Source organism: Pseudomonas sp. LH1G9 (genome assembly GCF_002949975.1).
Lineage (GTDB): Bacteria > Pseudomonadota > Gammaproteobacteria > Pseudomonadales > Pseudomonadaceae > Aquipseudomonas > Aquipseudomonas veronii.
The window spans coordinates 5,570,259-5,595,772 of sequence record NZ_CP026880.1; the positions used below are offsets into that span (position 1 = coordinate 5,570,259).

Here is a 25,514-nt window from a genome sequence, read left to right on the forward strand (position 1 = left end):
CTTTTTTGTGCAGAAAAAAGGAGTCTGCCTGAATCATGACCGCACCTTCCATCATTCTTACCCGTCTCGACGTGCAGCGTCTTGAGCAACTGATCGACCGTGTCGGCGAGAATTCGCCAGGTGTAGAAGCCCTGCAGCACGAACTCGACCGCGCCGAAGAAGTGGTTGGCCACGATGAAGTGCCTGCAAGCGTCGTGACCATGAACTCCAGCGTGCATTGCCGCGAGCAAGGCAGCGGCAAGGACTATCACCTGACCCTGGTTTACCCCAAGGATGCGAATGCCGACGCGGGCAAGATTTCGATCCTGGCGCCGGTGGGCAGCGCGTTGCTCGGCCTGAAAGTGGGTCAGCACATCGACTGGCCAGCACCCGGCGGCAAGACCCTCAAGCTCGAACTGCTCAGTGTTGAAGGCCAGCCCAAAGACGGCGGCGCCTTCTCGCTTTAAATCTGCTTCAGCGCGTCATTGAGCGCCTGTTCCAGCTCGGCTTTGTAACGCAGGTACAGATTGCTCGGGCTTTGTACGTCGCCGAGCAGGCCCGACAGATCCAGATCAGTGATATAGCAGCGGTAGCGCTCGGTTTCGCGGCGCTGCCCGACGATCTCCCGGGCGACCACTGCAAACAGCTGGTCGCCAAACTCCAGTTCGGAAAACTCCCGCTGATTGCAGTACAGGGTGATCCCCACCTGGCCCGGCGCCGCCTTGCCGATAATCGCCTGCACGTCATAAAACGGCTTGTTGGCCGGGTTTTGCGGGGCCGGCCGAGGCTCGATACCGCGTGCGCGATTGCTGCCCGACGGCAACAGTTGGTAATACAAGGTTTGCACCGCGCCCAGCGGTTCTTGCGGGTCCAGGGGCGACAGCGCGTCCCGGCGATAGATGATCGACTGCAGAAAACGCTGCAACGGCGCCAGCAGGCTCTGTTCATCATGGAACGGCAAGCGTTGCTGCCAGAGCGCGTTGAACTCATCCAGCACATACAGCTCGGCGAAGCCTTCGTTGACCCGGTAAAACACCTGCACGCATTCGGCCATGCCCATCGGCAGCAGCAGCGCCAGGTCGTGGTCTTCCAGGGCCATGGCGTCCAGGTGCAACGGGCTGTAGCTGGCCAGTTTTTCGCTGAGGTAGGCGATCAGCGCGTCCTGGGTCGCCAGTGAGACGTGGGTGGCCTGGCCGGGCATCAGCTCCATCACGTGATAGTGCTGCTGCACCTGCAGCAAGTAGCGATGGTTGCCCTGGCCCAGTAGCAGGTTCTGCGCGGTGTCGAAGATGTCTTCCACGCGCTGGGCAATGAACTGTGCGCGGTTGTGGCAGAAGCAGCGCACCCGCAGGCGTGGCAGGTGGTCCGACGGCAACTGGTTGAGGTAGTCGCGCAGGCAGTCGAGCAGGGCATGGGGACCGTCGTAGCGGCTGACCATCACCTCGTTCCAGCTGTTGAGCGTGACCTGGTCGAGGGTCAGCACCAGGTTTTCGCGCACGCCAGCGTAACTCAGGGAGTCGGTGCGCTCGGTGGTCATCAGGATGTTCAGGTCGCGATGGTGCTTGAGCGGGTCGACGCCGACGTTGATCAGCAACAGCACTTCTTCCGGCACCGCCGAGCGCAGCAGGCGCTCTTCATCGACGCTGACCAGGGGCAGGGCGATGGTCTGTTGCAGGCTGCCCAGCAGGTTGAACAGTTCGAATTCGGTCATGTCGCTGACGCCTGGGTGCAGCGCCAGGCGCGTGCTGCTGTCGATCACGCCGTTGCGGTGACACCAGGTGAGCATTTCCAGCAGGTCGCGGCTGCGCTTGATCGGCGCGAAGTGCTCCGATTCCAGGGCGGTGAGGTTGCCGTTGTACAGGCCCCAATGATGCTGGCCCAGTTCCTTGCGGTTGGCTGATTGCACCAGGGTCAGGGTGTCTTCGGCCAGGTCCGGGGCGATGCCGGGGTTGATGAATTCGACCTTGCCGGCCTTGCGTTCAAACGCCGCGTACAAGCGACGGCCAAGCACATTGAGGTCGCGCTTGTTGATCAGGCTGACGGTCTGTTCGGTGCGGGCGAACTGGGTCAGGAAGCGATAGCTGTAGTTCAGCTCATTGACCAGGGCGCGGCGCTCGGAGGCCACCTGGCGTACTTTCCATTGGCTGCGGCTGTCGAGCAGCGCCAGTTGACGCTGGTCCCAACCCCATTCATGGGCCAGGCGTTCTAGCAACAGGCGCTGCCAACCGACGGTGCGCTGGCCGGCGCTGAGCTTGCGGTTGACCTTCAAGTACAGCGCGCGCCGTACCAGTTCCAGGCGTTCCGGCTCGTTGCGCGCGTTGAGGTATTCCTCGATGCGCCGGTAGACCACGACGTAAGGGTCCAGCTCGTCCAGGTCCATCCGGTTGGCGAACACCGCCCGTTTGAAGCGCAGGCTCAGGCACTGCACGTTCGGGTGCTCGCTGGCGTAGACCTCGGTCAGCAGCAGCTTGAGCAGCGACTTGTAGGGCGATTCGATGCCCTTGAACAATTGCCACAGCCCGGCGCCAATGAACTCGCCGGGCGGGATGCGCGCCAGGTGGCCGAGATCGAGGGTTTCATCGGCACGGATAAAGCGTTTGGAAATCAGCGTGTGGGTGAACTCGGCGTAGCGCACTTCTTCATACACCGGCACCAGCCACCAGATCGGCGTGCGGCCGGCGAGCCAGATGGCGGTGCGATAGAACTCATCCAGCAACAGATAATGCTGGGTGGTGCCGCAGTCGTCGGAGCTCAGTTGCGTGTCGCGTTCGCCCAAGACAAACCGGCTCGGCTCGATCAGGAAGAAGTGCGCCTCGGCGCCCATGCTCTGGGCCCAGGCTTCCAGTAACTGGCATTTCTTGCGCAGCTCGACCAGTTCGTTGTCGCTCAGGTCGGGGGCGTGGCATACCCACACGTCCATGTCGCTCTGGTCGGCTTGGGCCAATGTGCCGAGGCTGCCCATCAGGAACAGGCCATGGATCGGCTGCGGCGGGTTGCCGTGGCGCGGTTTGTAGGAGAACGAACGGGTCAGGCGCTGGGCTTCGCTCAGGGCCTGCGCGTCGGGTTCGAAATTCGACAGCCCGGCCGGGGTGCTGCCCGACACGTAACCGGGCAACAGCGGGTGATTGACGTGGAAAAACAGCGGCAGCAGGGTCAATACGCTTTGCTGGCGTGGCGTCAGCCCTTCGAGGGCCCGGGCCATGCGCCCTGCGTTAAGCGCCATGAACCGCGCGCGCAGTTGGGCCAGCACCTTGCGGTCGATGCCTTCGTCCAGGTCGGGGCGGATCTCATGGGTGCGGGTCATGTCGAACTCGGCGGCGCGCAAGGCCCGACATGGGCGGCCGTGTAGGAGTTTACATTCAGAAGCGTAGGAGGTTTAGAGGGGAATCGGTTTTTGGCGTCAGAATTTTATCCGGTTCACGGCAATGCCCTCGGAATCCGCCGCGGCGGACTCCATGGGCAGTATCCGGAATCAGGCAGCTTCTTTGGTTGCGGCGGTGGTCAGGATGGTCAGCAGGGTTTGGGCTTGTTCTGCAGCGTCCCGGCCAAGGCTGGTCAGGTAACCGCCGTCCGGTTGGTCGATCAGTTTTTTCTCGAACAGGCGTTTGGCGGCGGCGATAGCAGTCGGTGCGGCAGTCTGATGGACTTTCAGACCTTCCTGGGAGCTGTCCAGGTTGAAGAGTGCAAGGATTTCCAGTTCGGCAACCAACTCAGGGGTATACGACATAGGGACTCCAGACTTTCTAAGAATTTGTTAGAGGCTAGCAGGCCCTAAGGTGAACGTACTTTGGCGGGCTGTCCAGTGGGAAACTCGCGGCTGTTGATATGGCGCAGTGTTGTGGCGAGGAAGCAGGCTTCCCGGCCACACGGGCGCTCGCTTCAGGCGTTTTCAGGCGGCAGCTCGGGCAGTGCGCGCAAGGCGGATTCATACCATTGGGTATCGAAGGCGCGGTCTTCGTCGAGCATCTTGTCGATTTCCACCGCCAGCACATGGGCCATCAGGTTCAAAATCTCTTCGCGCTCGTAACCCACCAGCGTCAGCTTGTTGAACGTGGCCTTGGCGGCGGGCGGATTGTCGCTTTCGATCTGGTTTTCGATGGCCTGGGTCAGCGTGCTTTCGGTGAACGCTTCTTCGTCGTTGTCGATATCGGTCGGCTCGCTCATGGCAGGCTCCTCAAGAAAAGGGCGCCAGTCTACCCCCATTCAGGCAGGTGATGCTGCTAGCCAGGTTGGTCGGGCGGATCTATAACTCATGCAGCCAACCCCGCACATGGCCTGGAGGCTTTGCGATGCTCAAGCTCTACGGATTTTCGGTCAGCAATTACTACAACATGGTCAAGCTGGCGCTCTTGGAGAAAGGCCTGGCATTCGAAGAGGTGCCTTTTTTTGCCGGGCAAACACCCGCCGCCCTAGCGATCAGCCCGCGGGGCAAGGTGCCGGTGCTGGGTGTCAAACAGGGCTTTATCAACGAAACCAGCGTGATCCTCGAATACATCGAGCAAACCCAGGAAGGCCCCGCACTGCTGCCGGCCGAACCGTTTCAGCGCGCTCAGGTGCTGACATTGTGCAGGGAAATCGAGCTGTACATCGAGCTGCCCGCCCGTGCGTGTTTCGCCGAAGCGTATTTCGGCATGCCGGTGCCGGAGGCGATCAAGGACAAAGCCCAGGCCGAGTTGCTGCTGGGGGTGGGGACGTTAGGTCGGCACGGCAAGTTCGCGCCTTACGTAGCGGGGGAGAGCTTTACGATTGCCGATCTGTATTTCATGTACAGCCTGAACCTCGCCTGCGGCGTGGCCGAGAAGCTGTTCGGCCTGGACCTGTTGGCTGAATTGCCGACGGCCAAGGCATTGCTGGAGCGTTTGCACGCCATGCCTAACGCCCTCAAGGTGGCGGCGGACAGGGAAGCGGCGATGCCGGCGTTCATGGCGATGGTGGCGGCGAAGAAGTGATCAATGTGGGAGGGAGCAAGCCCCCTCCCACATTTTCGACCTAGCGGCTGGCGAGCAGGACCTGGCCGCGCACGACGGCGGCCTTGACCTGGGCCGGCGCGGTACCGCCCACGTGGTTGCGCGCATTCACCGAGCCTTCCAGGGTCAGCACGGCAAACACGTCCTGCTCGATCTGGTCGCTGAACTGGCGCAGTTCTTCCAGGCTCATTTCCGCCAGGTCCTTGCCGCTTTCCACGCCGTACTTCACGGCATGGCCGACGATTTCGTGGCAGTCGCGGAACGGCAGGCCACGGCGCACAAGGTAGTCCGCCAGGTCGGTCGCGGTGGAGAACCCACGTAGCGCGGCTTCACGCATGATCGCGTGCTTGGGCTTGATCGCCGGGATCATGTCGGCAAAGGCACGCAGCGAATCGCGCAGGGTGTCGGCGGCGTCGAACAGCGGTTCCTTGTCTTCCTGGTTGTCCTTGTTGTAGGCCAGGGGCTGGCCTTTCATCAGGGTCAGCAGGCCCATCAGCGCGCCGAATACGCGGCCGCTCTTGCCACGTACCAGCTCCGGCACGTCGGGGTTTTTCTTTTGCGGCATGATCGAGCTGCCGGTGCAGAAGCGGTCGGGCAGGTCGATGAACTGGAATTGCGCGCTGGTCCACAGCACCAGTTCTTCGGAGAAGCGCGACAGGTGCATCATCGCGATACTGGCGGCGGCGCAGAATTCGATGGCGAAGTCGCGGTCCGACACGCCGTCCAGGGAGTTGCCGCCCACGGCGTCAAAACCCAGCAGTTGTGCGGTGTACTCGCGGTCGATCGGGTAGGTGGTGCCCGCCAGCGCGGCGCTGCCCAACGGCATGCGGTTGGCGCGCTTGCGGCAGTCCACCAGGCGCTCGTAGTCGCGGCTGAGCATTTCGAACCAGGCCAGCAGGTGGTGGCCGAAGGTTACCGGTTGTGCGGTCTGCAGGTGGGTGAAGCCGGGCATGATGGTGTCCGATTCACGCTCGGCCTGTTCCAGCAAACCTTTTTGCAGGCGGGTGATTTCGGCCAGGATCAGGTCGATTTCGTCACGCAGCCACAGGCGGATATCGGTGGCCACCTGGTCGTTACGGCTGCGCCCGGTGTGCAGTTTCTTGCCGGTCACGCCGATGCGATCGGTGAGGCGGGCTTCGATGTTCATGTGCACGTCTTCCAGGTCGACGCGCCAGTCGAACGTGCCGGCTTCGATCTCACCGCGGATGGTGGTCAGGCCGTCGATGATGCTGTCGCGCTCGGCGTCGGTCAGCACGCCGACCTTGGCCAGCATCGTGGCGTGGGCGATCGAGCCCATGATGTCGTGGCGGTACAGGCGCTGGTCGAAGGTGACGGAGGCGGTGAAGCGGGCGACGAAGGCGTCGACGGGTTCACTGAAGCGGCCGCCCCAGGACTGGTTGGTCTTGTCGGTGCTCATGGATTCGCTCGTGATCTGCTTAAAAGAGGCGTGGAGGTGTGCCGACGATAATAACAGGGTTGCCCGTGGAGGCGGTGCTGCGGGTGGTCGGCATTTTATTTGTGCCAAGCATGGCTAAGTGCCTTGCCGCCGACCGCGTCCGGGAAGAGACTGGGCAGAGGTGCTTATTGAAACGATATTTGACGAATGAGCAATGTCGTCTCGGCGAGCGTCTACAGTTGGACTGAGTAGTGTGTGAATGCACCAAAGTCAGGTGATGCGGTCATAACCCTGACTACCATTAAACAAGGGGGGTATTCGGATTGTGTATCAGCAAACCCTACGACGATGCCCAAGGGCGGCAGGTTTTGGGCGCTATTGAACAGGTCCGGATAAATATGAGTGCCACTCTCAGGGCACTTTTTGCCGCTCGCGCTAGTCTTAGCGTGGATCGCTGTGACGCAAGTCACCGCACCTGTCTACGCTATCCTTGTGCGAGACTCACGCAGGAATCCAGCGCAATATGAATGTCCTGATCGTTGATGACGAACCCCAAGCCCGCGAGCGACTGAGCCGTCTGCTCAGCGAACTCGAGGGTTATACAGTCCTTGAACCGAGCGCCAGCACGGGTGAGGAGGCGTTGACGTTGATCGACAGCCTCAAGCCGGATGTGGTGCTGCTCGACATCCGCATGCCGGGCCTGGATGGCCTGCAAGTCGCCGCCCGCCTGAGCGAGCGCGAATCGCCGCCGGCCGTGGTGTTGTGTGCCGCCGAGGAAGAATTCCCTGCCGAAACCCTGGAAGCCAGCGGTGTCAGCTTCCTGGCCAAGCCGGTGACTGCCGAGGTGTTGCTCAAGGCGTTGAAAAAAGCCGAGCGCCCCAATCGCGTCCAGCTCGCCGCCCTGACCCAGCCCGCCGCCCAGAGCGGTAACGGGCCGCGCAGCCATATCAGTGCGCGCACCCGCAAGGGTATCGAGCTGATCCCGCTGAGCCAGGTGGTGTACTTCATCGCCGATCACAAGTACGTGACCCTGCGTCACGAGTCTGGCGAAGTGCTGCTCGACGAGCCGCTCAAGGCCCTTGAGGATGAATTCGGCGACCGTTTCGTGCGTATCCACCGCAACGCGCTGGTGGCCCGCGAGCGCATCGAGCGCCTGCAACGCACGCCCCTGGGGCACTTTCAGTTGTTCCTGAAAGGGCTTAACGGCGATGCTTTGATCGTCAGCCGCCGCCATGTCGCCGGCGTGCGCAAGATGATGCAGCAGCTTTAGTCCACGGGCTGCAGCGCGGTCTATAGTCGTGATCCCGGTGCGCTGTGGCCAGGGAGGCCCCGCACTTGCTGATTCAAATCAAAGCGAATTTGCCTGAGCTGTTATTATCTGCCGTATCTATTCAGTACGGATTGATCCATGTCCTCTCGCGAAATCCGCATCGCCACCCGTAAAAGCGCCCTGGCCTTGTGGCAGGCCGAATACGTCAAAGCACGTCTCGAGCAGGCCCACCCTGGGCTCCAGGTATCCCTGGTGCCCATGGTCAGTCGCGGCGACAAGCTGCTCGACTCGCCGCTGTCGAAGATCGGCGGCAAGGGTCTGTTCGTCAAGGAACTGGAAACCGCGCTGCTGGAAAACGAAGCCGACATCGCCGTGCATTCGATGAAAGACGTGCCCATGGACTTCCCCGAAGGCCTGGGCCTGTTTTGCATCTGCGAGCGCGAAGACCCGCGTGATGCCTTTGTGTCCAATACCTACGCGTCCCTGGATGAGCTGCCGTTGGGCAGCATCGTCGGCACTTCCAGCCTGCGTCGTCAGGCCCAGTTGCTGACGCGTCGCCCGGATCTGCAGATCCGCTTCCTGCGCGGCAACGTCAACACGCGTCTGGCCAAGCTCGATGCCGGTGAATATGACGCGATCATCCTCGCGGCGGCCGGCTTGATCCGGCTCGGCTTCGAGGACCGCATCACCTCGGTCATCAGCGTCGAAGACAGCTTGCCCGCCGGCGGGCAGGGCGCAGTGGGCATCGAATGTCGCACCGCCGACAGTGAAATCCACGCCTTGCTCAAACCGCTCGACCACCACGATACCGACGTCCGTGTCACCGCCGAACGCGCCCTGAACAAACACCTCAATGGTGGCTGCCAGGTGCCGATCGCCTGCTACGCCGTGCTCGAAGGCGAAAACCTGTGGTTGCGTGGCCTGGTGGGCGACCCGGAAGGCGGCAACTTGATCACCGCGCAAGTGCGCGGGCCGCAGCGTGATGCGACGGCGCTGGGGATCCAGGTCGCCGAAGAGCTGCTGGACCAGGGCGCCGGTGCCATCCTGCAAAAAGTCTACGGCGAGGCCGGTCCGCAGTGACCGATTGGCGTGTGCTGCTGACGCGGCCTGCCGAGGAGTCTGCGCTGTTGGCGGCGTCGTTGTCGGATGTCGGGATTTTCAGCAGCAGCCTGCCGTTGCTGGAGATCGAAGCCTTGCCGGTCACGCCTGAGCAGCAGGCGGTCTGGGCTGACCTGGGCCGCTATTGCGCGGTAATTGTGGTCAGCAAACCGGCGGCGCGCCTTGGCGTGCAACGCCTGGAGCGACACTGGCCGCGGTTGCCGTGGTTCAGCGTGGGTGCCGCCACCGCCCAGGTACTGGCCGATCAGGGCCTGGACGTTCATTATCCGCGCAGCGGCGACGACAGCGAGGCCTTGCTGGCCTTGCCCGCCTTGCGCGAGGCTGTTGCGCGCACCGATGCGCGGGTGTTGATCCTGCGCGGCGAGGGCGGGCGAGAGCTGCTGGCGGAGCGTTTGCGCGAGCAAGGTGCTAGTGTCGACTATCTGGAGTTGTATCGCCGTTTCCTTCCGGCCTACGACCCGGGTGTACTGATGCAGCGCATCCAGTTGGAACGCTTGAACGGCCTGGTGGTCAGCAGTGGGCAGGGTTTTTTGCACCTGCAGGCCCTGGCCGGTTCGGATTGGCCACAGGTGGCCCGGCTGCCGTTGTTCGTGCCCAGCCCGCGCGTCTATGAGATGGCGCGGGCGGCTGGCGCAGAAAAAGTTGTGGATTGTCGCGGCGCGAGTGCCGCGGCTTTGTTAGTGGCGTTACGGAGCCATTCCGTTCCCACTCTCTGATACGCAAAGGATGGATACGTGAGCGAAACAGCCTTGCCTAAAGATGAAGCTCAGCCCGCGCTCGATGCGCCGGGCCAGACACCGGTCACCGCGCCGCGCCGTGGCAATGGCCTGGCAATCGTCGCCTTGCTGCTGGGTGCTGCGGGCGTTGCCGCCGGCGGGTGGGGGATCTGGAAGGTCCGCACCCTGCAAGCCAGCAACCAGCAACAGCTGAGCCAGGTAAAGAGCCTCGACGACCAGTCCCAGACCCTCAAGCAAAGCCAGCAACAGTTGGCTGCACGCCTGGCGCAACTGCCGGGCGCGGACGAGCTGGAGGAGCGCCGCCGCTTGCTGGCCCAGTTGCAGGGCGACCAGCAGCGTTTGGGCCAGCGCCTGGAAACCGTGCTCGGGGCCAGCCGCAAGGACTGGCGCCTGGCAGAAGCCGAACACTTGATTCGTCTGGCGAGCCTGCGCTTGTCTGCCCTGCAGGACATCAACAGCGCGCAGTCGCTGGTCCAGGGCGCCGACGAGATTCTTCGCGAGCAGAGCGATCCGGGTTCCTACGCCGCGCGCGAGCAATTGGCCAAGAGCCTTGCCGCGTTGCGCAGTACCGAACAACCGGACCGTACCGGGCTCTACCTGCAATTGGCGGCCTTGCGCGATCAAGTCGTGCAACTGGCGGCGATTGCGCCGGAGTACCAGCTTCAGGAGCCGACATCCCATGGGCGTCCGACCACCGATACGGAAAACCGCTTGAGCCAATGGTGGGAGCAGCTCTCGCGTTACTTCCGCATCGACTTCAACCCTGATGACAACATTCGCCCACTGCTCGCCGGCCAAGGCCTGAACCAGGTTCGCCTGGCCCTGAGCCTGGCCCTCGAGCAGGCGCAATGGGCTGCGCTCAATGGCGAGGCGGCGGTGTACAGCCGTTCGCTGGGTGAAGCGCGCAGCGTGTTGCAGGACAACTTCAACCAGGACAACCCGCAGAGCAAAGCGATGCTCGCGCGTATCGCCGAGCTTGAGCCCAAGGCCGTCTCGGTCGTGACTCCGGACCTGGCCGCCAGCCTGGCCGCCGTGCAGGCATACCTTGAACGTCGTCACTTGCCTGCCGAAGAAGCCAAAGCTTCGGCCGGCACGCCGGCGAGCCAGGAGTAGAGCCGATGAAGCGTTTCTATGTGATCCTGGTGCTGGCGATTGCGGTCGCCCTGGCGCTGGCCGTGGGCATTTCGAAACACACCGGCTACGTGTTGATTACCTATCCCCATCTGCTGCATTACGAGTCGAGCCTGTGGGCTACCCTGGTGGCGGTATTTGTCATCGGCCTGGCGATCTACCTGATTCGTGTGTTGTTGAGCCTGTTGAGCACCTCGGGCGGCGTGGTCAACCCATGGTCGCGGCGTAACCGCAGCCGGCGCGTGCAGATCGCGATCGAGCACGGCCAGATGGACCTCGCCGAAGGCCGCTGGGCCAGTGCCGAACGTCACCTGCATCGTGCCGCCGAAGCCGAACGCCAGCCGCTGCTGTATTACCTTGGCGCGGCCCGGGCGGCAAACGAGCAAGGGCGATATGAAGAGTGCGACGGCCTGCTGGAGCGCGCCCTCGAACGACAGCCCCAGGCCGAAATGGCGATTGCCTTGAGCCATGCGCAATTGCAGACGGACCGTGGCGACACCGACGGCGCGCTGACCACCTTGCAGGCCATGCACGAGCGTCATCCGCATAACGCCCAGGTGCTGCGCCAGTTGCAACGCTTGCATCAGCAGCGGGGCGATTGGTCGTCGGTGATTCGTCTGTTGCCTGAGCTGCGCAAGGACAAAGTATTGCCGGCCGGCGAATTGGCCGAGCTGGAGCGCCGCGCCTGGGGTGAAAACCTGAGCCTGGCCGCCCAGCGTGAAGAGCAGGGTGAAGCGGGGTTGCAGGCGCTTGAGCGCGCCTGGCAGCAACTGACGTCCGCCCAGCGCCAGGAGCCGCCGTTGGTGCTGGCCTACGCCGAGCAACTGCGCCAGCTGGGCGCCGATGCCAAGGCCGAAGAGGTGCTGCGCGGCGCGCTCAAGCGTGCGTATGACAGCCACCTGATCCGCCTGTATGGCCTGTTGCGCGGCAGTGACCCGGCCCGTCAGTTGAAGTTTGCCGAAGGCTGGCTCAAGGATCATCCCGGTGATGCCAGCTTGCTGTTGACCCTCGGGCGCCTGTGCCTGCAAAACAGTCTGTGGGGCAAGGCGCGGGACTATCTGGAAAGCAGCCTGCAGGTGCAGCGTAACCCCGAGGCGTGTGCCGAACTGGCACGCCTGCTGGCCCAGTTGGGTGACACCGAGCGCAGCAACCAGCTGTTCCAGGAAGGCCTGGGCCTGCTGGACAATCGTTTGCTCGCCTCACCGTTGCCCGCGCCGGTGCGGGGTTGAAGTAGGAACAGGTACGAGGGTTGGCTCGGATGCATCCGACAGCCAACCCTTGGGTTCTGTGTAAAGACTCGGTTTAACTGGGTTCGTAATACATTCCTACGTTGCGTCAGGTTATGTCCTCCAAGCTCTGGCGGGATGTCCCTACGTTTTAACGGAATCGTCTGCTCTAACGCGTATTGAAAGGGGTCAGGCCTTTCCTCTACCGTAACGGCCTATCTCTCGCGGTACGGATAAACAATGTCTTTGGCCCCCTCACGCTCCTTGTTTTTCCTGGCGTTCATGGCCGGTGCGCTGACGTTGGGTGCGTCTTTCTACCTGGAATATGGCGCGCTGCTGCGGCCCTGCTTTCTGTGCCAGGTTCAGCGGCTATTCCTCGCCACCTTTACGTTGATCAACCTGGTCGCGGCTGTTCATAACCCCAAGCGCTACGGCATCTATGGGTACGGGTTGGTGAGCATGGGCTGTGCCGCGCTAGGCGCAATTACCGCAGTGCGCCAGGTGTTGCTGCAGAACACTGCGTCTGATCAGGCCGGCGATTGTTGGCCCAGTTTGCAGTACATGCTCGAAAACCTGTCGTTCTCGCAGGCGCTGCGCTCGATCTTCAACGGTACCGTCGACTGCGTGGAAATCACCTGGACCCTGTTCGATTTGAGCCTCCCGGAGTGGAGTCTGTTGTTTTTCGTGGCGATGTTGATCCTGGGTTTCATGCAGTTTTCACGGCTGATATTCAGCCAACGCTTGCGCCTGTCGACACGCTGAAAAGTGGTCGCAAGTTGTAGGACGGGATTAAACACTTGTATGAACTTTCTCTCCTGCGTACCTTGAAGCCATAGTCATGCGGGCATAATCTGGCCCGCATGCGTTATTGAAACCGTTGTCAGATGCGGCTTTGTCCGGCTGCCGCTTTATCTTTGAAGTATTGCGCGGGCACAGAGTGGCAGCGCCCCCTATAGGGAAGAGAGATCATCATGCTGGAAAGTTGTCAGAATGCTCAGGAACGCTGGGGTGGGGTGCACAAGCTGATCGACAGCTGGTTGAAGGCACGCCACGAACTGGTTCGGGCGTTTGATGCTCTCGGCGAGAAGCCCGAAGCATTAGCGATGAATCGCAAGCCGCTGCAGGCGTTTTGCGGTGTCTTGGTGGACTACGTGTCTGCCGGTCATTTCGGCGTCTACGAACAGTTGACCAAGGAGGCGGAAGCCTTCGACGATCAGCGTGGTCTTGAATTGGCCGAGACCCTCTACCCACGCATCGATGTGATCACCGAGAAGCTGCTGGCGTTCAATGACCTGTGTGATGCCGGCAAGTGTGTTGCCGAGAAATTCAAAGAGCTGGGCGGCCTGCTCCATGAGCGTTTCGAGTTGGAGGATTGCCTGATCGAAGTGCTGCACAATGCTCACCGGGATGTGGCTGTCGCCCAGGCCTGACCGTTGCTGACGAGATAAAAAAACGGTGCGTATGACGCGCCGTTTTTTATTGGATCAATGCCGGGTGCCGAGCAATTCGATCTCGAATACCAGGGGCGTGTAAGGCGGGATCAACGTGCCAGCACCGTCGGCGCCATAGGCCTGCGCCGATGGAATCACCAGGCGCCACTTCGCGCCCACCGGCATCTGTTGCAGCGCACTGCTCCAGCCGCTGATCACACTGTCCAGACGAAACCATTGCGCCTGGGTGCTTTGATCGAACACCGTCCCATCGGGCAATCGCCCCACGTATTTCACCTGAACCTCATCACTGGCCAACGGCTTGTTGCCGCTGCCGGGCGTGAGTTCCGTGAGCAGAACGCCATCGGCCAATTCGCGCACGCCGCTCGCGGCTTTTTCCTGGGTCAAAAACTGCTGTTCGGCCGTGAGTGCTTTTTCGCTTTGCGGTGCCTGAGCATCGGCTTCGTCCTGCGCTTCATGCTGCGCCAGGAGTTGTTCGATGCGCGCGCTATCCAGTGCCAGCGGTTTACCTTGATAGGCTTGCTTGAGACCCTCGATCAAGGCCTGGATCTGCAGGTCGGGGACTTCCTGGCGCAGCCGCTCACCGAGGCTGGCGCCCAGGCTGTACGCGAGGTCGTGCGCGTCCGGGGCAGTGGTTTTGGAGGACGCCGGCTCGTTTGCATTGGCCACGGAAATCGCCAAGCCAAGCGCAAGAAAAAGGTAACGCGACATGGGTCTTCTCCAGCCGAAAGTGCGACGGATTATGCCAGTGTGAGAGGGTAAAAAGTGGCGTGGTTTTTCGTTATATCGATAAGATTTTTCGCACGGTGCAACGCAAGGCAAACGATACTGTCAACATGCCCTAGCGGCGGTAAGAGCAGAGGGCTAGTATGAGCCGCACCCACGTCAGCCAGGAGGTAAACCATGTCGGCCAAACAAAAGCCTGTAAATACCCCGTTGCACTTACTCCAACAACTCTCGGGCAGTCTGCTCGAGCATTTGGAAAGCGCGTGTTCCCAAGCCTTGGCTGATGCAGAAAAACTGCTCGCCAAGTTGGAAAAACAACGCGGTAAAGCGCAAGAAAAACTGCATAAGTCCCGCACCAAATTGCAAGACGCCGCCACTGCCGGCAAAGCCAAGGCTCAAGCCAAAGCCAAAGACGCAGTCAAAGAACTTGAGGACATGCTGGACGCCCTCAAGGATCGCCAAGCCGAAACCCGCACCTACATTTCCCAACTCAAAAAAGATGCTCAAGAAAGCCTGAAACTGGCCCAGGGCGTTGGTCGTGTGAAGGAAGCTGTATCGAAAGTGCTGGGCGCTCGTACACCGGCAAAAGCCGTTGCCGCCAAAGCGCCGGCTAAGGCCGCCGCCAAGCCAGCTGCCAAGACTGTTGCTGCAAAACCAGCTGCCAAGCCAGTTGCCAAGACCGCTGCTGCCAAACCGGCCGCCAAGCCAGCTGCCAAAACGGCTGCTGCCAAACCAGCCGCCAAGCCAGTGGCTAAAGCCGTTGCTGCCAAACCAGCCGCCAAGCCAGCCGCTAAAGCCGCTGCTGTAAAACCGGCTGCCAAAACGGCCGCTGCCAAACCAGCCGCCAAGCCAGTGGCTAAAGCCGCTGCTGCAAAACCAGCTGCCAAACCAGTTGCTAAAGCCGCTGCTGCAAAACCGGCTGCCAAGCCAGCTGCCAAAACTGCTGCTGCAAAACCAGCTGCCAAGCCAGTGGTTAAAGCCGCTGCTGCAAAACCAGCCGCCAAGCCAGTGGTTAAAGCCGCTGCTGCAAAACCAGCCGCCAAGCCAGTGGTTAAAGCGGCTGCTGCGAAACCAGCCGCCAAGCCAGTGGTTAAAGCGGCTGCCGCGAAACCAGCTGCCAAGCCAGTGGCTAAAGCTGCTGCTGCAAAACCAGCACCGGCCAAGCCAGCCACCTCGGCAGCATCGGTTGCTACCCCTGCAGCGCCAAGCGCATCGACCAGCACCCCTGCGTCGGTCGCGCCAAGCAACAGCACTCCAACCAGCGCTTCCTAAGTGCCGGTGACTGCGACGCGCAGCTGCTGCAGCGCGTCGTGGTCAAGGTTGGCGGCTCCCTCAGCCGCCAGGCCTTCCAACCATCGTTGACCCATCGCCTCGCCTGTCAGCCATGTCGTTGCCAGCGTTTCCAGGCGCGCCAGCAACTCGCGTTCCGCGTCCAGCTCCAGGGCTTTGACCCGCTCCCGTAACGCCGCCAAGGGCGCATCCTGCTGCGCCACGGCCCGCCATTGCCGGCGTACCTGTCGCAACGGTTCAACCACCTGCGATTGCCAGGGCTCGGCGATATGCCTCAACGCCAGCGCGCGTTCACGCGTCAGCGCCACGCCCCGCTGTTCCAGCCACGCCCCGCAGAGCAACAGGCACACATCCGCGCCTTGTTCCTGCACACGCAGGCACGCAGCCTCGACGCCCGGGCGGGCGTAAGTCGAGAGGGCAAAGCTCCATAGGTCAGCGCACATATTCACACCCAAGCCAGCGGCCAACGAAGCTGGTAGACTCCGCCGCCATTATGATCCGACTTCAAAGCCTAACATTACAGCGTGGCCCGCAACGTCTTCTCGAAGACGCCGAGCTGACCCTGCACGCCGGTCACAAAGCCGGCCTGATCGGTGCCAACGGCGCCGGCAAATCCACGTTGTTCGCCCTGTTGCTGGGTGAGCTGACCCCGGACTCCGGGGACTGCTTGCTGCCGGCCGACTGGCGCATCGCCCATATGCGCCAGGAGATCGACACCCTGGACCGCATCGCGATCGACTACGTGCTCGATGGCGACCTGCGTCTGCGCCAGGTGCAACACGACCTGGCCGCGGCCGAGAAAGCCCAGGACGGCGCCGCTCAAGCCCGCCTGCACGCGGAACTGGACAGCGCCGACGGCTACACCGCCGACGCCCGTGCGCGCAAGATGCTCGCCGGCCTTGGCTTTACCAACGAACAGATGGACCGCCCGGTCGCCGACTTCTCCGGCGGCTGGCGCATGCGCCTGAACCTGGCCCAGGCACTGATGTGCCCCTCGGACCTGTTGCTGCTCGACGAACCGACCAACCACTTGGACCTCGATGCGATCCTGTGGCTGGAGGATTTCCTCAAGAGCTACCAGGGCACCTTGCTGCTGATTTCCCACGACCGGGATTTCCTCGACGCCGTGGTCGACAACATCGCTCACGTCGAACAGAAGAAAATCACCCTCTACCGTGGCGGCTACACCGCGTTCGAACGCGCCCGCGCCGAACGCCTGGCCCAGCAACAGCAGGCGTTCGAGAAGCAGCAGGCGCAGCGCGCGCACATGGAAAGCTACATCGCCCGGTTCAAGGCCCAGGCCACCAAGGCCCGCCAGGCCCAGAGCCGGATCAAGGCGCTGGAGCGCATGGAAGAACTGTCGGCGGCCCACGTCGATTCGCCTTTCGATTTCGTGTTCCGCGAGTCGGTGAAGATCTCCAGCCCGTTGCTCGACCTGTCCGATGCCCGCCTGGGCTATGGCGAGAAAACCATCCTCGAGAAGGTCAAGCTGCAACTCACGCCGGGCGCGCGCATTGGCCTGCTCGGGCCGAACGGCGCGGGCAAGTCGACGCTGATCAAGAACCTGTCGGGCGAGCTGCAACCCCTGGCCGGGCGCCTGACCCGTGGCGAGAACCTGGTGGTCGGCTACTTCGCCCAGCATCAGTTGGACTCCCTGGACGCCAAGGCCAGCCCGTTGCTGCACCTGCAGCGCCTGGCGCCGACCGAACGCGAGCAGCCATTGCGCGACTTCCTCGGCGGCTTCGACTTCCGTGGCGCGCGCATCGATGAGCCGGTGCTGAATTTCTCCGGCGGCGAAAAAGCCCGCCTGGCCCTGGCGTTGATCGCCTGGGACCGGCCGAACCTGTTGCTGCTCGACGAACCGACCAACCACCTCGACCTGGAAATGCGCCTGGCGTTGACCATGGCCTTGCAGGAGTTCAGCGGTGCGGTACTGGTGGTGTCTCACGATCGCCACTTGCTCAAGAGCACCACCGACAACTTCCTGCTGGTGGCCGACGGCAAAGTCGAAGAGTTCGACGGCGACCTCGATGACTACGCGCGCTGGCTGACGGAATACCGCCTGCGCAACGCGCCGACCAGCAACACCCCGGTCAACCCGGACAAAACCGACAAGAAGGCCCAGCGCCAGGCCGCCGCCGCCCTGCGTCAGCAGTTGGCGCCGCACAAGCGCGAAGCCGACAAGCTGGAAGCCGAGTTGGGCAAGGTCCACGAGCGCCTGGCCAAGATCGAAACCAGCCTGGGCGACAGTGCCGTGTACGAAGCCGCGCGCAAGGATGAACTGCGCGATCTGCTGGCCGAGCAGGCCAAGCTCAAGGTCCGTGAAGGGCAGTTGGAGGAAAGCTGGATGGAAGCCCTCGAACTGCTCGAAAGCCTGCAAGCGGAGCTGGAGGCGCTGTCCTGATGGACGCGCTGCAACTGCCGCTGCCGGCGCAATGGGTCGCGCCCGTGTGGATCGGCGTGCAAATCCTGCTGATCCTGCTGGCCGGCTACCTGACCCAGCGGTTTGTCGCCAAAGGCCTGACCCGCCTCGGCGAGCACTACCCCTTCCCGCCGCAGCTGTTGATGCCGCTGCGTGGCGGCTTGCGCTGGCTGATCATGGGCAGTGCGCTGATCTTCGTGCTGGAGCGCCTGGGCGTGTCCGCCACGGTGTTGTGGACTGCGCTGTCGGGGTTTGTCGCGGTGGCGGCGGTGGCGTTTTTCGCCATGTGGTCGGTGTTGTCCAACCTGTTGTGCGCGATCCTGATCTTCACCGTCGGGCCGTTCCGCCTCGGTGATGTGGTCGAGCTGGTGGACACCGTCGACAAGCCCGGCGTCAAAGGCCGGGTAGTGGCGATCAACCTGCTTTACACCACGCTGATCGAAGTCGAAGAGGCGGGGACCGGCGGCGTGACGGTGCAGGTGCCCAATAGCCTGTTCTTCCAACGCTCGGTGCGCCGCTGGCGCGACAGTGCTGTCCTCCCGGGCGAGCGCTAGCGTTCACATCTTGCAAAAAACTATAGCCAGCCTTCGGTCGGCAGCGTTAGCTTAAGGCACAACCGCAAACTCGCTGCTGAGGTGTGCAATGGCACTCGACACATGGCTGGCTTTTTTCCTCGCTAGTTGGATCATTTCCCTTTCTCCTGGCGCAGGCGCCATCGCCTCGATGTCCAGTGGCCTGCAATACGGTTTCCTGCGCGGCTACTGGAACGCCATCGGCCTGCAAATCGGCCTGGCGATGCAGATCGCCGTGGTCGCGGGCGGCTTGGGAGCCATTCTGGCGGCGTCGTCCACCGCGTTCTATGCGATCAAATGGTTTGGCGTGGCGTACCTGGTGTACCTGGCCGTCAAGCAATGGCGCGCGCTGCCCATGGACATGACCGATGACGCCGCAGTACGGCCGATCGGCAAGCCGATGGCGATGATGTTCCGTGGCTTTCTGGTCAACGCCAGCAACCCCAAAGCGTTGGTGTTCATGCTCGCGGTGCTGCCGCAGTTCGTGAACCCGCAGGCGCCGCTGCTGATCCAATACCTGATCCTCGGCGCGACGATGATCAGCGTCGATATGATCGTGATGGCGGGCTATACCGGCCTGGCGTCGAAAGTCTTGCGCCTGTTGCGCACGCCCAAGCAGCAAAAACGCATGAACCGCACGTTTGCCGGGTTGTTCGTGGGGGCTGCGGGCTTCCTCGCCAGCTTGCATCGCGCGACGGCTTGAACCCGGACCGGGCTGAAGAAACCGGATCGACAATGTGGGAGCGGGCTTGCTCGCGATAGTGGAGTGTCAGTCACCGAGTCAGTCGGCTGACCCACTGCTATCGCGAGCAAGCCCGCTCCCACATTGGTTTTGCGTTGTCTGTGCGCGTTGGGTTCAGCGCAGAATCGTCGGGCGTGGCGTCATTGCTACAGCTCAATCTACTCTGTTACTCAAAATACAAATCACTTACACCTTGAGTCAAATCTCATAAAGCTCAACAATGTGTTACTTCGTATTTCCCTTTGAGATTCGTTCATGACTGCCCCCTTCCGTTTTCTCGCCTGGCTGCTATTGCCGGCGTTGATGTCGTGCAGCTTCAATCTGTTGGCCGCGCCTGCCGAGGGCGCCACGAAAGCCCTGCATTTGCTGGACTACATCGGCGCGGACTATCCGCCGACGGTAGCGGCGGGCAAGGTCGTCGATGAATCGGAATACCGTGAGCAGGTGGAATTTCTGGGGGTATTGCAGGGCCTGGTGGCTGAGCTGCCGTCCAAGCCCGAGCGCGCGGAATTGGTCAAAGGGGTCGATGAATTGGTCGCGGCCGTGACCGCTCGTCAGGAAGGCGCCAGCGTGGCGCACCAGGCCCGACAGTTGGGCGCCAAGCTCGCGGCGGCGTATGAAGTCAGCCAGGCCCCGGCGATTACGCCCGACCCGACTCGCGGCGCACCACTGTATGCCCAGCACTGCTCGGTCTGCCACGGCACGGCCGGCGCCGGTGATGGCCCGGCGGGTGTCGGCATGACGCCGCCGCCGGCGAACCTGCAGAACGCGGAGCGCCTGGACCGCCTGAGCCTCTATGCGATCTACAACACGCTGGGCCTGGGCGTCGAAGGCACGGACATGCCGTCCTTCGCCGACCAACTGGACGAACGCCAGCGCTGGGACCTGGCCACCTACATCGCCGGCTTCACGGCCGACCCGGCTGCTGCGAAGAGCGCGCAACCGTTCAACCTCGCCGACCTGGCCCGCCAGACCCCCAATGAAGTGTTGGCCGCCAACGGCCCGGCTGCTGCTGCGACGTTCCGCGCTCAGCGTGCCCAGCCGCCGCAGGTCAAGCGTGGCCCGGCGCAGTTGCTCGACTACACCGCCGCGACCCTCGACAAGAGCCTTGCGGCGTTCCGCAACGGTGACCATGAGCAAGCCTACGACCTGTCGGTAGCGGCGTATCTGGAAGGGTTCGAGCTGGTGGAAAGCTCCCTGGACAACGTCAACGCCAACGTGCGCAAAGACACCGAGAAGGCCCTGATGGCCTATCGGCAGTCGTTGCAGGACGGCTTGCCGCTCGAACAGGTGCAGCAGCGCCTGGACGCCGCCAAGGGCAAGCTCACCGAATCTGCCGGCTTGTTGGGCGGCGATGGCCTGAGCTGGTCGTTGAGCTTTATCTCAGGCTTGCTGATCCTGCTGCGCGAAGGTCTGGAAGCGATCCTGGTGCTGGCGGCGGTCCTCGCCTTCCTGCGTAACACCGGCCAGGAATCGGCGGTGCGCGGCGTCCACGTCGGCTGGGGCCTGGCCTTGTTGGCCGGCTTGGCCACCTGGGCGTTGGCGGCCTATGTGATTGATGTGAGCGGCGCCCAGCGCGAATTGCTCGAAGGTTGCACGGCGTTGTTTGCCAGTGTGATGGTGCTGTGGCTCGGCGTGTGGATGCATGACCGGCGCCACGCAGCGGCCTGGCAGGACTACATCAAGAGCAGCCTGGTGGGCGGCGGTGGCCGTTTCGGCTTCGCGCTGCTGGCGTTCTTCTCGGTGTACCGCGAGCTGTTCGAAGTGATCCTGTTCTACGAAACCCTGTGGTTGCAAGCCGGCCCGGCCGGGCACAACGCCGTGCTGGGGGGGGGCGCCACGGCGCTGGTGCTGTTGGTGGGCCTGGCGTGGGTGATCCTGCGCGGTTCGGCGAAGCTGCCATTGGCGCTGTTCTTCGGGATCAACGCGGCGCTGCTGTGTGCGTTGTCGGTGGTATTCGCCGGGCACGGCGTGAAGGCGTTGCAGGAAGCCGGCATCTTCGGCACGCGGCCGGTGGCGTTCTTTGACTTCGACTGGCTGGGTATCCACGCCGATGCCTACTCGCTGAGTGCGCAGGTGGTGGCGATCCTGGCGATTATGGTGATGTATGGCCGCAGTCGGATCGCCGACAAGCGCCGGCTGGCGGCATAAGCATGCGCGTGTGGATCGACGCCGATGCCTGCCCGCGCGCGGCCAAGGACCAGGTGGTGAAGTTCGCCCTCAAGCGTCAGTTCGAGGTGGTGCTGGTGGCCGGGCAGAGCCAGATCAAGCCGGCCTTTGCCTGCGTGAAGCTGATCGTGGTGCCCAGCGGCCCGGACGCGGCGGATGACTACCTGGTGGAGCACGCGGTGCCCGGTGAGCTGGTGATCTGCAGCGACGTGCCCCTGGCTGACCGCCTGGTGAAGAACGGCGTGACGGCCCTCGACCCGCGCGGCAAGGAATTCAGCCCGCAGAACATGAGTGAGCGGCTGGCGGTGCGTAACCTGTTCACCGATCTGCGCGAGCAAGGCCAGATGGGCGGTGGTCCACCGCCCCATGGGGAAAAGGACAAGCAAGCGTTCGCCAACGCACTCGACCGCCTGCTCACACGCTTGATGCGGGCCGGTTAGTCGTTTTCGTGGGTCAGCTCCAGCACCCGATCTACCAGCTTGTTGATGCCTGACGCGACTTCGCTGATGTTCTTGCCGAGCATATAGGCGGGGGTGCTGACCAGCTTGCGCGCGGTGTCTTCGACGATATCGTCCACCGCGCATGCCTGGTGGTGGGCGCCCATCTTGTCCAGCACGGCGGCGGTGTCGGCATCGTTGCCGATGGTGCAGGTCACTCCCGGGCCATAGATCTTCGCGGCCAGGGCCGGCGAGATGCAGATCAGTCCCAGCGGCTTGCCCGCTTCGGCAAAGGCTTCGGCCAGCGCCAATACCTGCGGGTTGAGGCTGCAACCGGCGCCTGCGCTGGCAAAGTTCGACAGGTTCTTCGCCGCGCCAAACCCGCCAGGCACGATCAGCGCGTCGAAATCCTCGGCGTTGGCTTCACGAATGTCTTTCACGTCGCCCCGGGCAATGCGGGCGGACTCCACCAGCACATTGCGCGACTCGTGCATTTCTTCGCCCGTGAGGTGGTTGATCACGTGCAACTGCGCGATGTCGGGTGCAAAGCATTGGACCTGAGCGCCGCGCTGATCCAGGCGCAGCAGGGTGATCACGCTTTCATGGATTTCTGCGCCGTCGTACACGCCACAGCCGGAAAGGATCACTGCAATCTTTTTGCTCATGGGCATTTCTCCTGATTCATGGCGTTAAATGTCTACTAATTTGTCATCTGTTGCCAATGGGAACTCCCGCCGCAGCCCCTAATCTTGATGCAATAAAAACAGACCGGACTAGCCCATGGACTTCGTGCCTTACGCGGTACCGTTTTTCATCGCCTTGATCGTGGTTGAACTGTTCGTCGACTGTTGGCGCGGCGCGCGCAATTATCGGGTGGCGGATGCCATCAACAGCCTCAGCACTGGCGTGCTGTCCACCACCACCGGGCTGCTGACCAAGGGCGTGGGATTGCTGACCTACGCATTCGCCCTCAAGCACCTGGCGCTGATCGAGCTGTCGGCCGAGAGCGTCTGGACCTGGGTGTTCGCCTTTGTGTTCTACGACTTCTGCTATTACTGGCTGCATCGCTGCGGTCACGAGCGCAATATCCTGTGGGCCGCGCATTCGGTGCATCACCAGAGCGAGGACTACAACCTCACCACCGCCTTGCGCCAGACCAGCACCGGCTTTCTGCTGAGCTGGATCTTCTATCTGCCTCTGGCCGTGCTCGGCGTGCCGCTGGTGGTGTTCATCAGCGTCGCCTCGCTCAACCTGCTGTATCAATTCTGGGTCCACACCCGCCATGTGCCCAAGCTCGGCTGGTTCGAGTGGTTCTTCGTCACCCCATCCAATCATCGGGCCCACCATGCACAGAACGCTCTCTACATGGATCGCAACTACGGCGGGGTGTTCATTATTTGGGACCGGCTGTTTGGCTCGTTTCAGGAAGAAGACGAAAACGAGCCGGTGATCTTTGGCGTCACCACCCCCTTGGCCAGTTGGAACCCGCTGTGGGCCAACCTGCAGTTCTATGCGCAGTTGTGGAGTGACGCGCGGCGCACGCAAAGCCGTTGGGACAAGCTGCGCATCTGGTTCATGCGTACCGGCTGGCGGCCGGCCGACGTGAAGGCCAACTACCCGTTGACCAAGCCGGACTTGAGCCAGTTCCGCAAGTTCGAGGTGCCGCTGGATACGCGGCAACAGGTGTACGTCGCCGTGCAATTCGCGGTGTATGTGGGGTTTGGCAGTTATTTGATGAACGTCGGCGAAGGGCTGCCCACGGCGGCGTTGGTGCTGGGCTGGAGTGCAATGGCGTTGGGCCTGTTCAGCCTGGGCGTCGCCCTGGAGAACCGCCCGTGGGCGTTGAAGGCGGAACTGGTGCGTCTGGGCCTGAATGTGCCGTTGGTATGGCTGGCGCCGCTGGTCGGGCTTTGGCCGGCCAGCCACCTGGGCTGGCCGGGTCTGTTGAGCTACAGCTTGCTGAGCCTGATTGGCCTCTACTGCTGCCGAGGCCGGCTTACTCGACTGGCGTCTTAGGCGGCTCGGCCGGGCTGGTCTCACTCAGTTGTGCGGCCGCCAGTCGAGCCTTGGCGTCGGCACAGGCTTGACGGGCGATGCGCGCGTTCTTGAACCGCCGCCGCAGCCAGAGAACCAGGCCCAGCAGTAACAACGCACCCAGCACCCACAGCTCGTACTTCTTGATGCTGCCCAGCATGCCTTCCAGCACCGCGCCGAAATGGTACGCCGCCGCGCCGAGTGCCGCCGCCCAGACCGCCGCGCCAATGCCGTTGAGTAACAGGTAGCGCAAGGGCGGATAGCCGGACAGGCCAATCGCCACGGGCATCACCGTGCGCAATCCGTAGACAAAGCGGAAGCTCAACACCCAGATATCCGGGTGCTTGCGGATATGTTCCAGGGCTTTGTCGCCCATCAATTGCCAGCGCGGTTTACGTGCCAACAGTTTGCGGCCGTGCTTGCGCCCCATGTAATACCAAAGCTGGTCGCCGGCGTAGCTGCCAAAAAAAGCAACGACCACCACCAGGTTGATATCCATGTACCCACGGAACGCCAGGAAGCCTGCGAGAACGAGTATGGTCTCGCCTTCGAAGAACGTCCCGAGGAAGAGGGCAAAGTAGCCGAAGTCATGCAGAAATTGTTGAAGCATGGTCTGGGTGCTGGCGAAATGAACGCGCAGCCTACGCCTTCGCGATCATTCGTGAAAGTATCGAGATGTGTCACGAAGTGAACAATTCCTACAGAAACGCCGAATGCGACTACAGGTCGCATCGTTAAGCACAACTGTCATACCTTCGTCATAATGGCCGCTTATAACTGCAACACTCGCCCGTAAACGCGGGCTCAGGAGTCTGTCGTGAGCTTTACCCCTGCCAATCGCCTGTTTCCCGCGACCCGTCTGCGTCGCAACCGTCGTGATGATTTTTCTCGCCGTCTGGTCCGTGAAAACGTACTGACCACGAACGATCTGATCCTGCCGGTCTTTGTGCTGGACGGGGAAAACCGTCGGGAAGCCGTGGCGTCGATGCCGGGTGTCGAGCGCTTGACCATTGATTTGCTGCTGGAAGAGGCGGCGAACTGGGTCGAGTTGGGGATTCCGGCGCTGGCGCTGTTCCCTGTCACGCCTGCTGAACTCAAGTCCCTCGATGCCGCCGAAGCCTGGAACCCGCAAGGGATCGCCCAGCGCGCCACCCGTGCGTTGCGTGAGCGCTTCCCGGAATTGGGGGTGATCACCGATGTGGCCCTGGACCCGTTCACCACCCACGGGCAGGATGGCATCCTGGATGAAGACGGCTACGTGCAGAACGACATCACCGTCGACGCGCTGGTCAAGCAAGCCTTGTCTCATGCCGCCGCCGGGGCCCAGGTGGTCGCGCCGTCGGACATGATGGACGGCCGCATCCAGGCGATCCGCGAAGCCCTGGAACTGGCCGGCCACGTCAATGTGCGGATCATGGCCTACTCGGCCAAATACGCCAGCGCCTACTATGGTCCGTTCCGCGATGCGGTGGGCTCGGCCCTGAACCTGGGCAAGGCCAACAAAGCCTCGTACCAGATGGACCCGGCCAACAGCCATGAAGCCCTGCACGAAGTGGCCGCCGACCTGGCCGAAGGCGCCGACATGGTGATGGTCAAGCCCGGGATGCCTTACCTGGACATCCTTTATCGGGTCAAAGAGGAATTCAAGGTGCCGACCTTTGTCTATCAGGTCAGCGGTGAATACGCCATGCACATGGCCGCGATCCAGAATGGTTGGTTGAGTGAAGGGGTGATCCTCGAATCCCTGACAGCCTTTAAACGTGCTGGCGCTGATGGCATTCTGACCTACTTCGCCGCCCGCGCTGCCCAATTGCTTAGAGAGCAACAATAGCCCTCACAGGAACAC

At 62.3% G+C, this 25,514-nt stretch carries 25 protein-coding genes; 17 read left to right on the top strand and 8 right to left on the bottom strand.

Annotation, left to right across the window (positions count from 1 at the left end):
* Nucleotides 1–35 precede the first annotated feature (35 nt).
* A complete protein-coding gene (rnk, locus tag C5F70_RS25685; RefSeq protein ID WP_017845167.1) occupies nt 36–446 on the top strand; it encodes a nucleoside diphosphate kinase regulator in 411 nt (136 codons plus the stop codon).
* Here rnk and C5F70_RS25690 read toward each other — a convergent pair.
* From C5F70_RS25690 to C5F70_RS25700, 3 genes are all read right to left on the bottom strand, one after another.
* The gene (locus tag C5F70_RS25690; protein ID WP_104904593.1) at nt 443–3,283 is read right to left on the bottom strand and encodes a class I adenylate cyclase; all 2,841 of its coding nucleotides are present in this window, start codon (nt 3,281–3,283) and stop codon (nt 443–445) included. The genes rnk and C5F70_RS25690 overlap by 4 nt on opposite strands.
* Nucleotides 3,284–3,451: 168 nt before the next feature.
* Nucleotides 3,452–3,706, bottom strand: a complete 255-nt coding sequence (locus C5F70_RS25695; protein WP_017845165.1) for a TIGR02647 family protein — start codon at nt 3,704–3,706, stop codon at nt 3,452–3,454.
* 152 nt (nt 3,707–3,858) lie between these two features.
* On the bottom strand, nt 3,859–4,143 hold the full coding sequence (locus tag C5F70_RS25700) for a hypothetical protein (protein WP_104904256.1): 285 nt from the start codon (nt 4,141–4,143) through the stop codon (nt 3,859–3,861).
* A gap of 125 nt (nt 4,144–4,268) precedes the next feature.
* Here C5F70_RS25700 and C5F70_RS25705 point away from each other — a divergent pair, with 125 nt between their 5' ends.
* The gene (locus tag C5F70_RS25705) at nt 4,269–4,928 is read left to right on the top strand and encodes a glutathione S-transferase family protein (protein ID WP_104904257.1); all 660 of its coding nucleotides are present in this window, start codon (nt 4,269–4,271) and stop codon (nt 4,926–4,928) included.
* A 40-nt stretch (nt 4,929–4,968) separates the two neighbouring features.
* Here the strand turns inward: C5F70_RS25705 and argH are convergent, their stop codons facing one another.
* On the bottom strand, nt 4,969–6,363 hold the full coding sequence (argH, locus tag C5F70_RS25710; RefSeq protein WP_046381669.1) for an argininosuccinate lyase: 1,395 nt from the start codon (nt 6,361–6,363) through the stop codon (nt 4,969–4,971).
* Between the two features lie 502 nt (nt 6,364–6,865).
* Between argH and C5F70_RS25715 the strand changes: the two genes are divergently transcribed.
* The 7 genes from C5F70_RS25715 (at nt 6,866) to rsd (ending at nt 13,255) form a co-directional block, all read left to right on the top strand.
* The gene (locus C5F70_RS25715) at nt 6,866–7,612 is read left to right on the top strand and encodes a LytTR family DNA-binding domain-containing protein (RefSeq protein ID WP_017845161.1); all 747 of its coding nucleotides are present in this window, start codon (nt 6,866–6,868) and stop codon (nt 7,610–7,612) included.
* Between the two features lie 138 nt (nt 7,613–7,750).
* Nucleotides 7,751–8,692 (top strand): hydroxymethylbilane synthase, encoded by a 942-nt coding sequence (gene hemC, locus C5F70_RS25720; RefSeq protein WP_017845160.1) that lies wholly within the window; start codon nt 7,751–7,753, stop codon nt 8,690–8,692.
* Complete coding sequence (locus C5F70_RS25725) at nt 8,689–9,447, top strand: uroporphyrinogen-III synthase (RefSeq protein ID WP_104904258.1); 759 nt, start codon at nt 8,689–8,691, stop codon at nt 9,445–9,447. The genes hemC and C5F70_RS25725 overlap by 4 nt, the downstream gene beginning before the upstream one ends.
* An 18-nt stretch (nt 9,448–9,465) precedes the next feature.
* Entirely contained in the window at nt 9,466–10,581 is a 1,116-nt protein-coding gene (locus C5F70_RS25730; protein WP_104904259.1) for a uroporphyrinogen-III C-methyltransferase, read from the top strand.
* A 5-nt stretch (nt 10,582–10,586) separates the two neighbouring features.
* A complete protein-coding gene (locus C5F70_RS25735; protein ID WP_104904260.1) occupies nt 10,587–11,828 on the top strand; it encodes a heme biosynthesis protein HemY in 1,242 nt (413 codons plus the stop codon).
* Nucleotides 11,829–12,065: 237 nt separating this feature from the next.
* Nucleotides 12,066–12,587 (top strand): disulfide bond formation protein B, encoded by a 522-nt coding sequence (locus C5F70_RS25740; RefSeq protein ID WP_046381673.1) that lies wholly within the window; start codon nt 12,066–12,068, stop codon nt 12,585–12,587.
* Between the two features lie 209 nt (nt 12,588–12,796).
* Complete coding sequence (rsd, locus tag C5F70_RS25745) at nt 12,797–13,255, top strand: sigma D regulator (RefSeq protein ID WP_102617839.1); 459 nt, start codon at nt 12,797–12,799, stop codon at nt 13,253–13,255.
* 54 nt (nt 13,256–13,309) lie between these two features.
* Here the strand turns inward: rsd and C5F70_RS25750 are convergent, their stop codons facing one another.
* Nucleotides 13,310–13,987 (bottom strand): FKBP-type peptidyl-prolyl cis-trans isomerase, encoded by a 678-nt coding sequence (locus tag C5F70_RS25750; RefSeq protein ID WP_104904261.1) that lies wholly within the window; start codon nt 13,985–13,987, stop codon nt 13,310–13,312.
* A gap of 192 nt (nt 13,988–14,179) precedes the next feature.
* Here C5F70_RS25750 and C5F70_RS25755 point away from each other — a divergent pair, with 192 nt between their 5' ends.
* Nucleotides 14,180–15,274 (top strand): AlgP family protein, encoded by a 1,095-nt coding sequence (locus C5F70_RS25755; RefSeq protein ID WP_104904262.1) that lies wholly within the window; start codon nt 14,180–14,182, stop codon nt 15,272–15,274.
* On the opposite strand, the gene C5F70_RS25760 is transcribed toward C5F70_RS25755, so the two are convergent.
* A complete protein-coding gene (locus tag C5F70_RS25760) occupies nt 15,271–15,735 on the bottom strand; it encodes a TIGR02444 family protein (protein ID WP_104904263.1) in 465 nt (154 codons plus the stop codon). The genes C5F70_RS25755 and C5F70_RS25760 overlap by 4 nt on opposite strands.
* A gap of 50 nt (nt 15,736–15,785) precedes the next feature.
* On the opposite strand from C5F70_RS25760, the gene C5F70_RS25765 reads away from it, so the two are divergent.
* The 5 genes from C5F70_RS25765 (at nt 15,786) to C5F70_RS25785 (ending at nt 21,637) form a co-directional block, all read left to right on the top strand.
* Entirely contained in the window at nt 15,786–17,696 is a 1,911-nt protein-coding gene (locus tag C5F70_RS25765) for an ATP-binding cassette domain-containing protein (RefSeq protein ID WP_017845151.1), read from the top strand.
* Nucleotides 17,696–18,268: a mechanosensitive ion channel family protein gene (locus C5F70_RS25770; protein WP_017845150.1), complete on the top strand. Its 573-nt coding sequence runs from the start codon at nt 17,696–17,698 to the stop codon at nt 18,266–18,268. The genes C5F70_RS25765 and C5F70_RS25770 overlap by 1 nt, the downstream gene beginning before the upstream one ends.
* Nucleotides 18,269–18,356: 88 nt before the next feature.
* Nucleotides 18,357–18,989 carry a LysE family transporter gene (locus C5F70_RS25775; protein WP_026139801.1) on the top strand — a complete coding sequence of 211 codons (633 nt, stop codon included), beginning with the start codon at nt 18,357–18,359 and terminating at the stop codon, nt 18,987–18,989.
* A 294-nt stretch (nt 18,990–19,283) separates the two neighbouring features.
* Entirely contained in the window at nt 19,284–21,179 is a 1,896-nt protein-coding gene (locus tag C5F70_RS25780; RefSeq protein ID WP_104904264.1) for an FTR1 family protein, read from the top strand.
* A gap of 2 nt (nt 21,180–21,181) precedes the next feature.
* Nucleotides 21,182–21,637 (top strand): YaiI/YqxD family protein, encoded by a 456-nt coding sequence (locus C5F70_RS25785; RefSeq protein ID WP_017845147.1) that lies wholly within the window; start codon nt 21,182–21,184, stop codon nt 21,635–21,637.
* Here the strand turns inward: C5F70_RS25785 and elbB are convergent.
* The gene (elbB, locus tag C5F70_RS25790) at nt 21,634–22,299 is read right to left on the bottom strand and encodes an isoprenoid biosynthesis glyoxalase ElbB (protein ID WP_104904265.1); all 666 of its coding nucleotides are present in this window, start codon (nt 22,297–22,299) and stop codon (nt 21,634–21,636) included. The genes C5F70_RS25785 and elbB overlap by 4 nt on opposite strands.
* A 115-nt stretch (nt 22,300–22,414) precedes the next feature.
* Here elbB and C5F70_RS25795 point away from each other — a divergent pair, with 115 nt between their 5' ends.
* Nucleotides 22,415–23,650 carry a sterol desaturase family protein gene (locus C5F70_RS25795; RefSeq protein WP_104904266.1) on the top strand — a complete coding sequence of 412 codons (1,236 nt, stop codon included), beginning with the start codon at nt 22,415–22,417 and terminating at the stop codon, nt 23,648–23,650.
* Here C5F70_RS25795 and C5F70_RS25800 read toward each other — a convergent pair.
* Entirely contained in the window at nt 23,631–24,278 is a 648-nt protein-coding gene (locus C5F70_RS25800; RefSeq protein ID WP_017845144.1) for a DedA family protein, read from the bottom strand. The genes C5F70_RS25795 and C5F70_RS25800 overlap by 20 nt on opposite strands.
* Before the next feature lie 207 nt (nt 24,279–24,485).
* Here C5F70_RS25800 and hemB point away from each other — a divergent pair, with 207 nt between their 5' ends.
* Nucleotides 24,486–25,499, top strand: a complete 1,014-nt coding sequence (gene hemB, locus C5F70_RS25805) for a porphobilinogen synthase (RefSeq protein WP_057003998.1) — start codon at nt 24,486–24,488, stop codon at nt 25,497–25,499.
* Nucleotides 25,500–25,514: the final 15 nt, after the last annotated feature.

Excerpts from the sequence above, each read along its gene's own strand:
- elbB (WP_104904265.1), bottom strand. The coding sequence starts at position 22,299 with ATGAGCAAAAAGATTGCAGTGATCCTTTCCGGCTGTGGCGTGTACGAC.
- C5F70_RS25750 (WP_104904261.1), bottom strand. The coding sequence starts at position 13,987 with ATGTCGCGTTACCTTTTTCTTGCGCTTGGCTTGGCGATTTCCGTGGCC.
- C5F70_RS25715 (WP_017845161.1), top strand. The coding sequence starts at position 6,866 with ATGAATGTCCTGATCGTTGATGACGAACCCCAAGCCCGCGAGCGACTG.
- C5F70_RS25700 (WP_104904256.1), bottom strand. The coding sequence starts at position 4,143 with ATGAGCGAGCCGACCGATATCGACAACGACGAAGAAGCGTTCACCGAA.
- C5F70_RS25785 (WP_017845147.1), top strand. The coding sequence starts at position 21,182 with ATGCGCGTGTGGATCGACGCCGATGCCTGCCCGCGCGCGGCCAAGGAC.
- C5F70_RS25735 (WP_104904260.1), top strand. The coding sequence starts at position 10,587 with ATGAAGCGTTTCTATGTGATCCTGGTGCTGGCGATTGCGGTCGCCCTG.
- C5F70_RS25695 (WP_017845165.1), bottom strand. The coding sequence starts at position 3,706 with ATGTCGTATACCCCTGAGTTGGTTGCCGAACTGGAAATCCTTGCACTC.
- C5F70_RS25690 (WP_104904593.1), bottom strand. The coding sequence starts at position 3,283 with ATGACCCGCACCCATGAGATCCGCCCCGACCTGGACGAAGGCATCGAC.
- C5F70_RS25740 (WP_046381673.1), top strand. The coding sequence starts at position 12,066 with ATGTCTTTGGCCCCCTCACGCTCCTTGTTTTTCCTGGCGTTCATGGCC.
- C5F70_RS25705 (WP_104904257.1), top strand. The coding sequence starts at position 4,269 with ATGCTCAAGCTCTACGGATTTTCGGTCAGCAATTACTACAACATGGTC.
- argH (WP_046381669.1), bottom strand. The coding sequence starts at position 6,363 with ATGAGCACCGACAAGACCAACCAGTCCTGGGGCGGCCGCTTCAGTGAA.
- C5F70_RS25780 (WP_104904264.1), top strand. The coding sequence starts at position 19,284 with ATGACTGCCCCCTTCCGTTTTCTCGCCTGGCTGCTATTGCCGGCGTTG.
- C5F70_RS25760 (WP_104904263.1), bottom strand. The coding sequence starts at position 15,735 with ATGTGCGCTGACCTATGGAGCTTTGCCCTCTCGACTTACGCCCGCCCG.
- C5F70_RS25795 (WP_104904266.1), top strand. The coding sequence starts at position 22,415 with ATGGACTTCGTGCCTTACGCGGTACCGTTTTTCATCGCCTTGATCGTG.
- hemC (WP_017845160.1), top strand. The coding sequence starts at position 7,751 with ATGTCCTCTCGCGAAATCCGCATCGCCACCCGTAAAAGCGCCCTGGCC.
- rsd (WP_102617839.1), top strand. The coding sequence starts at position 12,797 with ATGCTGGAAAGTTGTCAGAATGCTCAGGAACGCTGGGGTGGGGTGCAC.
- C5F70_RS25800 (WP_017845144.1), bottom strand. The coding sequence starts at position 24,278 with ATGCTTCAACAATTTCTGCATGACTTCGGCTACTTTGCCCTCTTCCTC.
- C5F70_RS25755 (WP_104904262.1), top strand. The coding sequence starts at position 14,180 with ATGTCGGCCAAACAAAAGCCTGTAAATACCCCGTTGCACTTACTCCAA.
- C5F70_RS25775 (WP_026139801.1), top strand. The coding sequence starts at position 18,357 with ATGGCACTCGACACATGGCTGGCTTTTTTCCTCGCTAGTTGGATCATT.
- C5F70_RS25770 (WP_017845150.1), top strand. The coding sequence starts at position 17,696 with ATGGACGCGCTGCAACTGCCGCTGCCGGCGCAATGGGTCGCGCCCGTG.
- C5F70_RS25765 (WP_017845151.1), top strand. The coding sequence starts at position 15,786 with ATGATCCGACTTCAAAGCCTAACATTACAGCGTGGCCCGCAACGTCTT.
- rnk (WP_017845167.1), top strand. The coding sequence starts at position 36 with ATGACCGCACCTTCCATCATTCTTACCCGTCTCGACGTGCAGCGTCTT.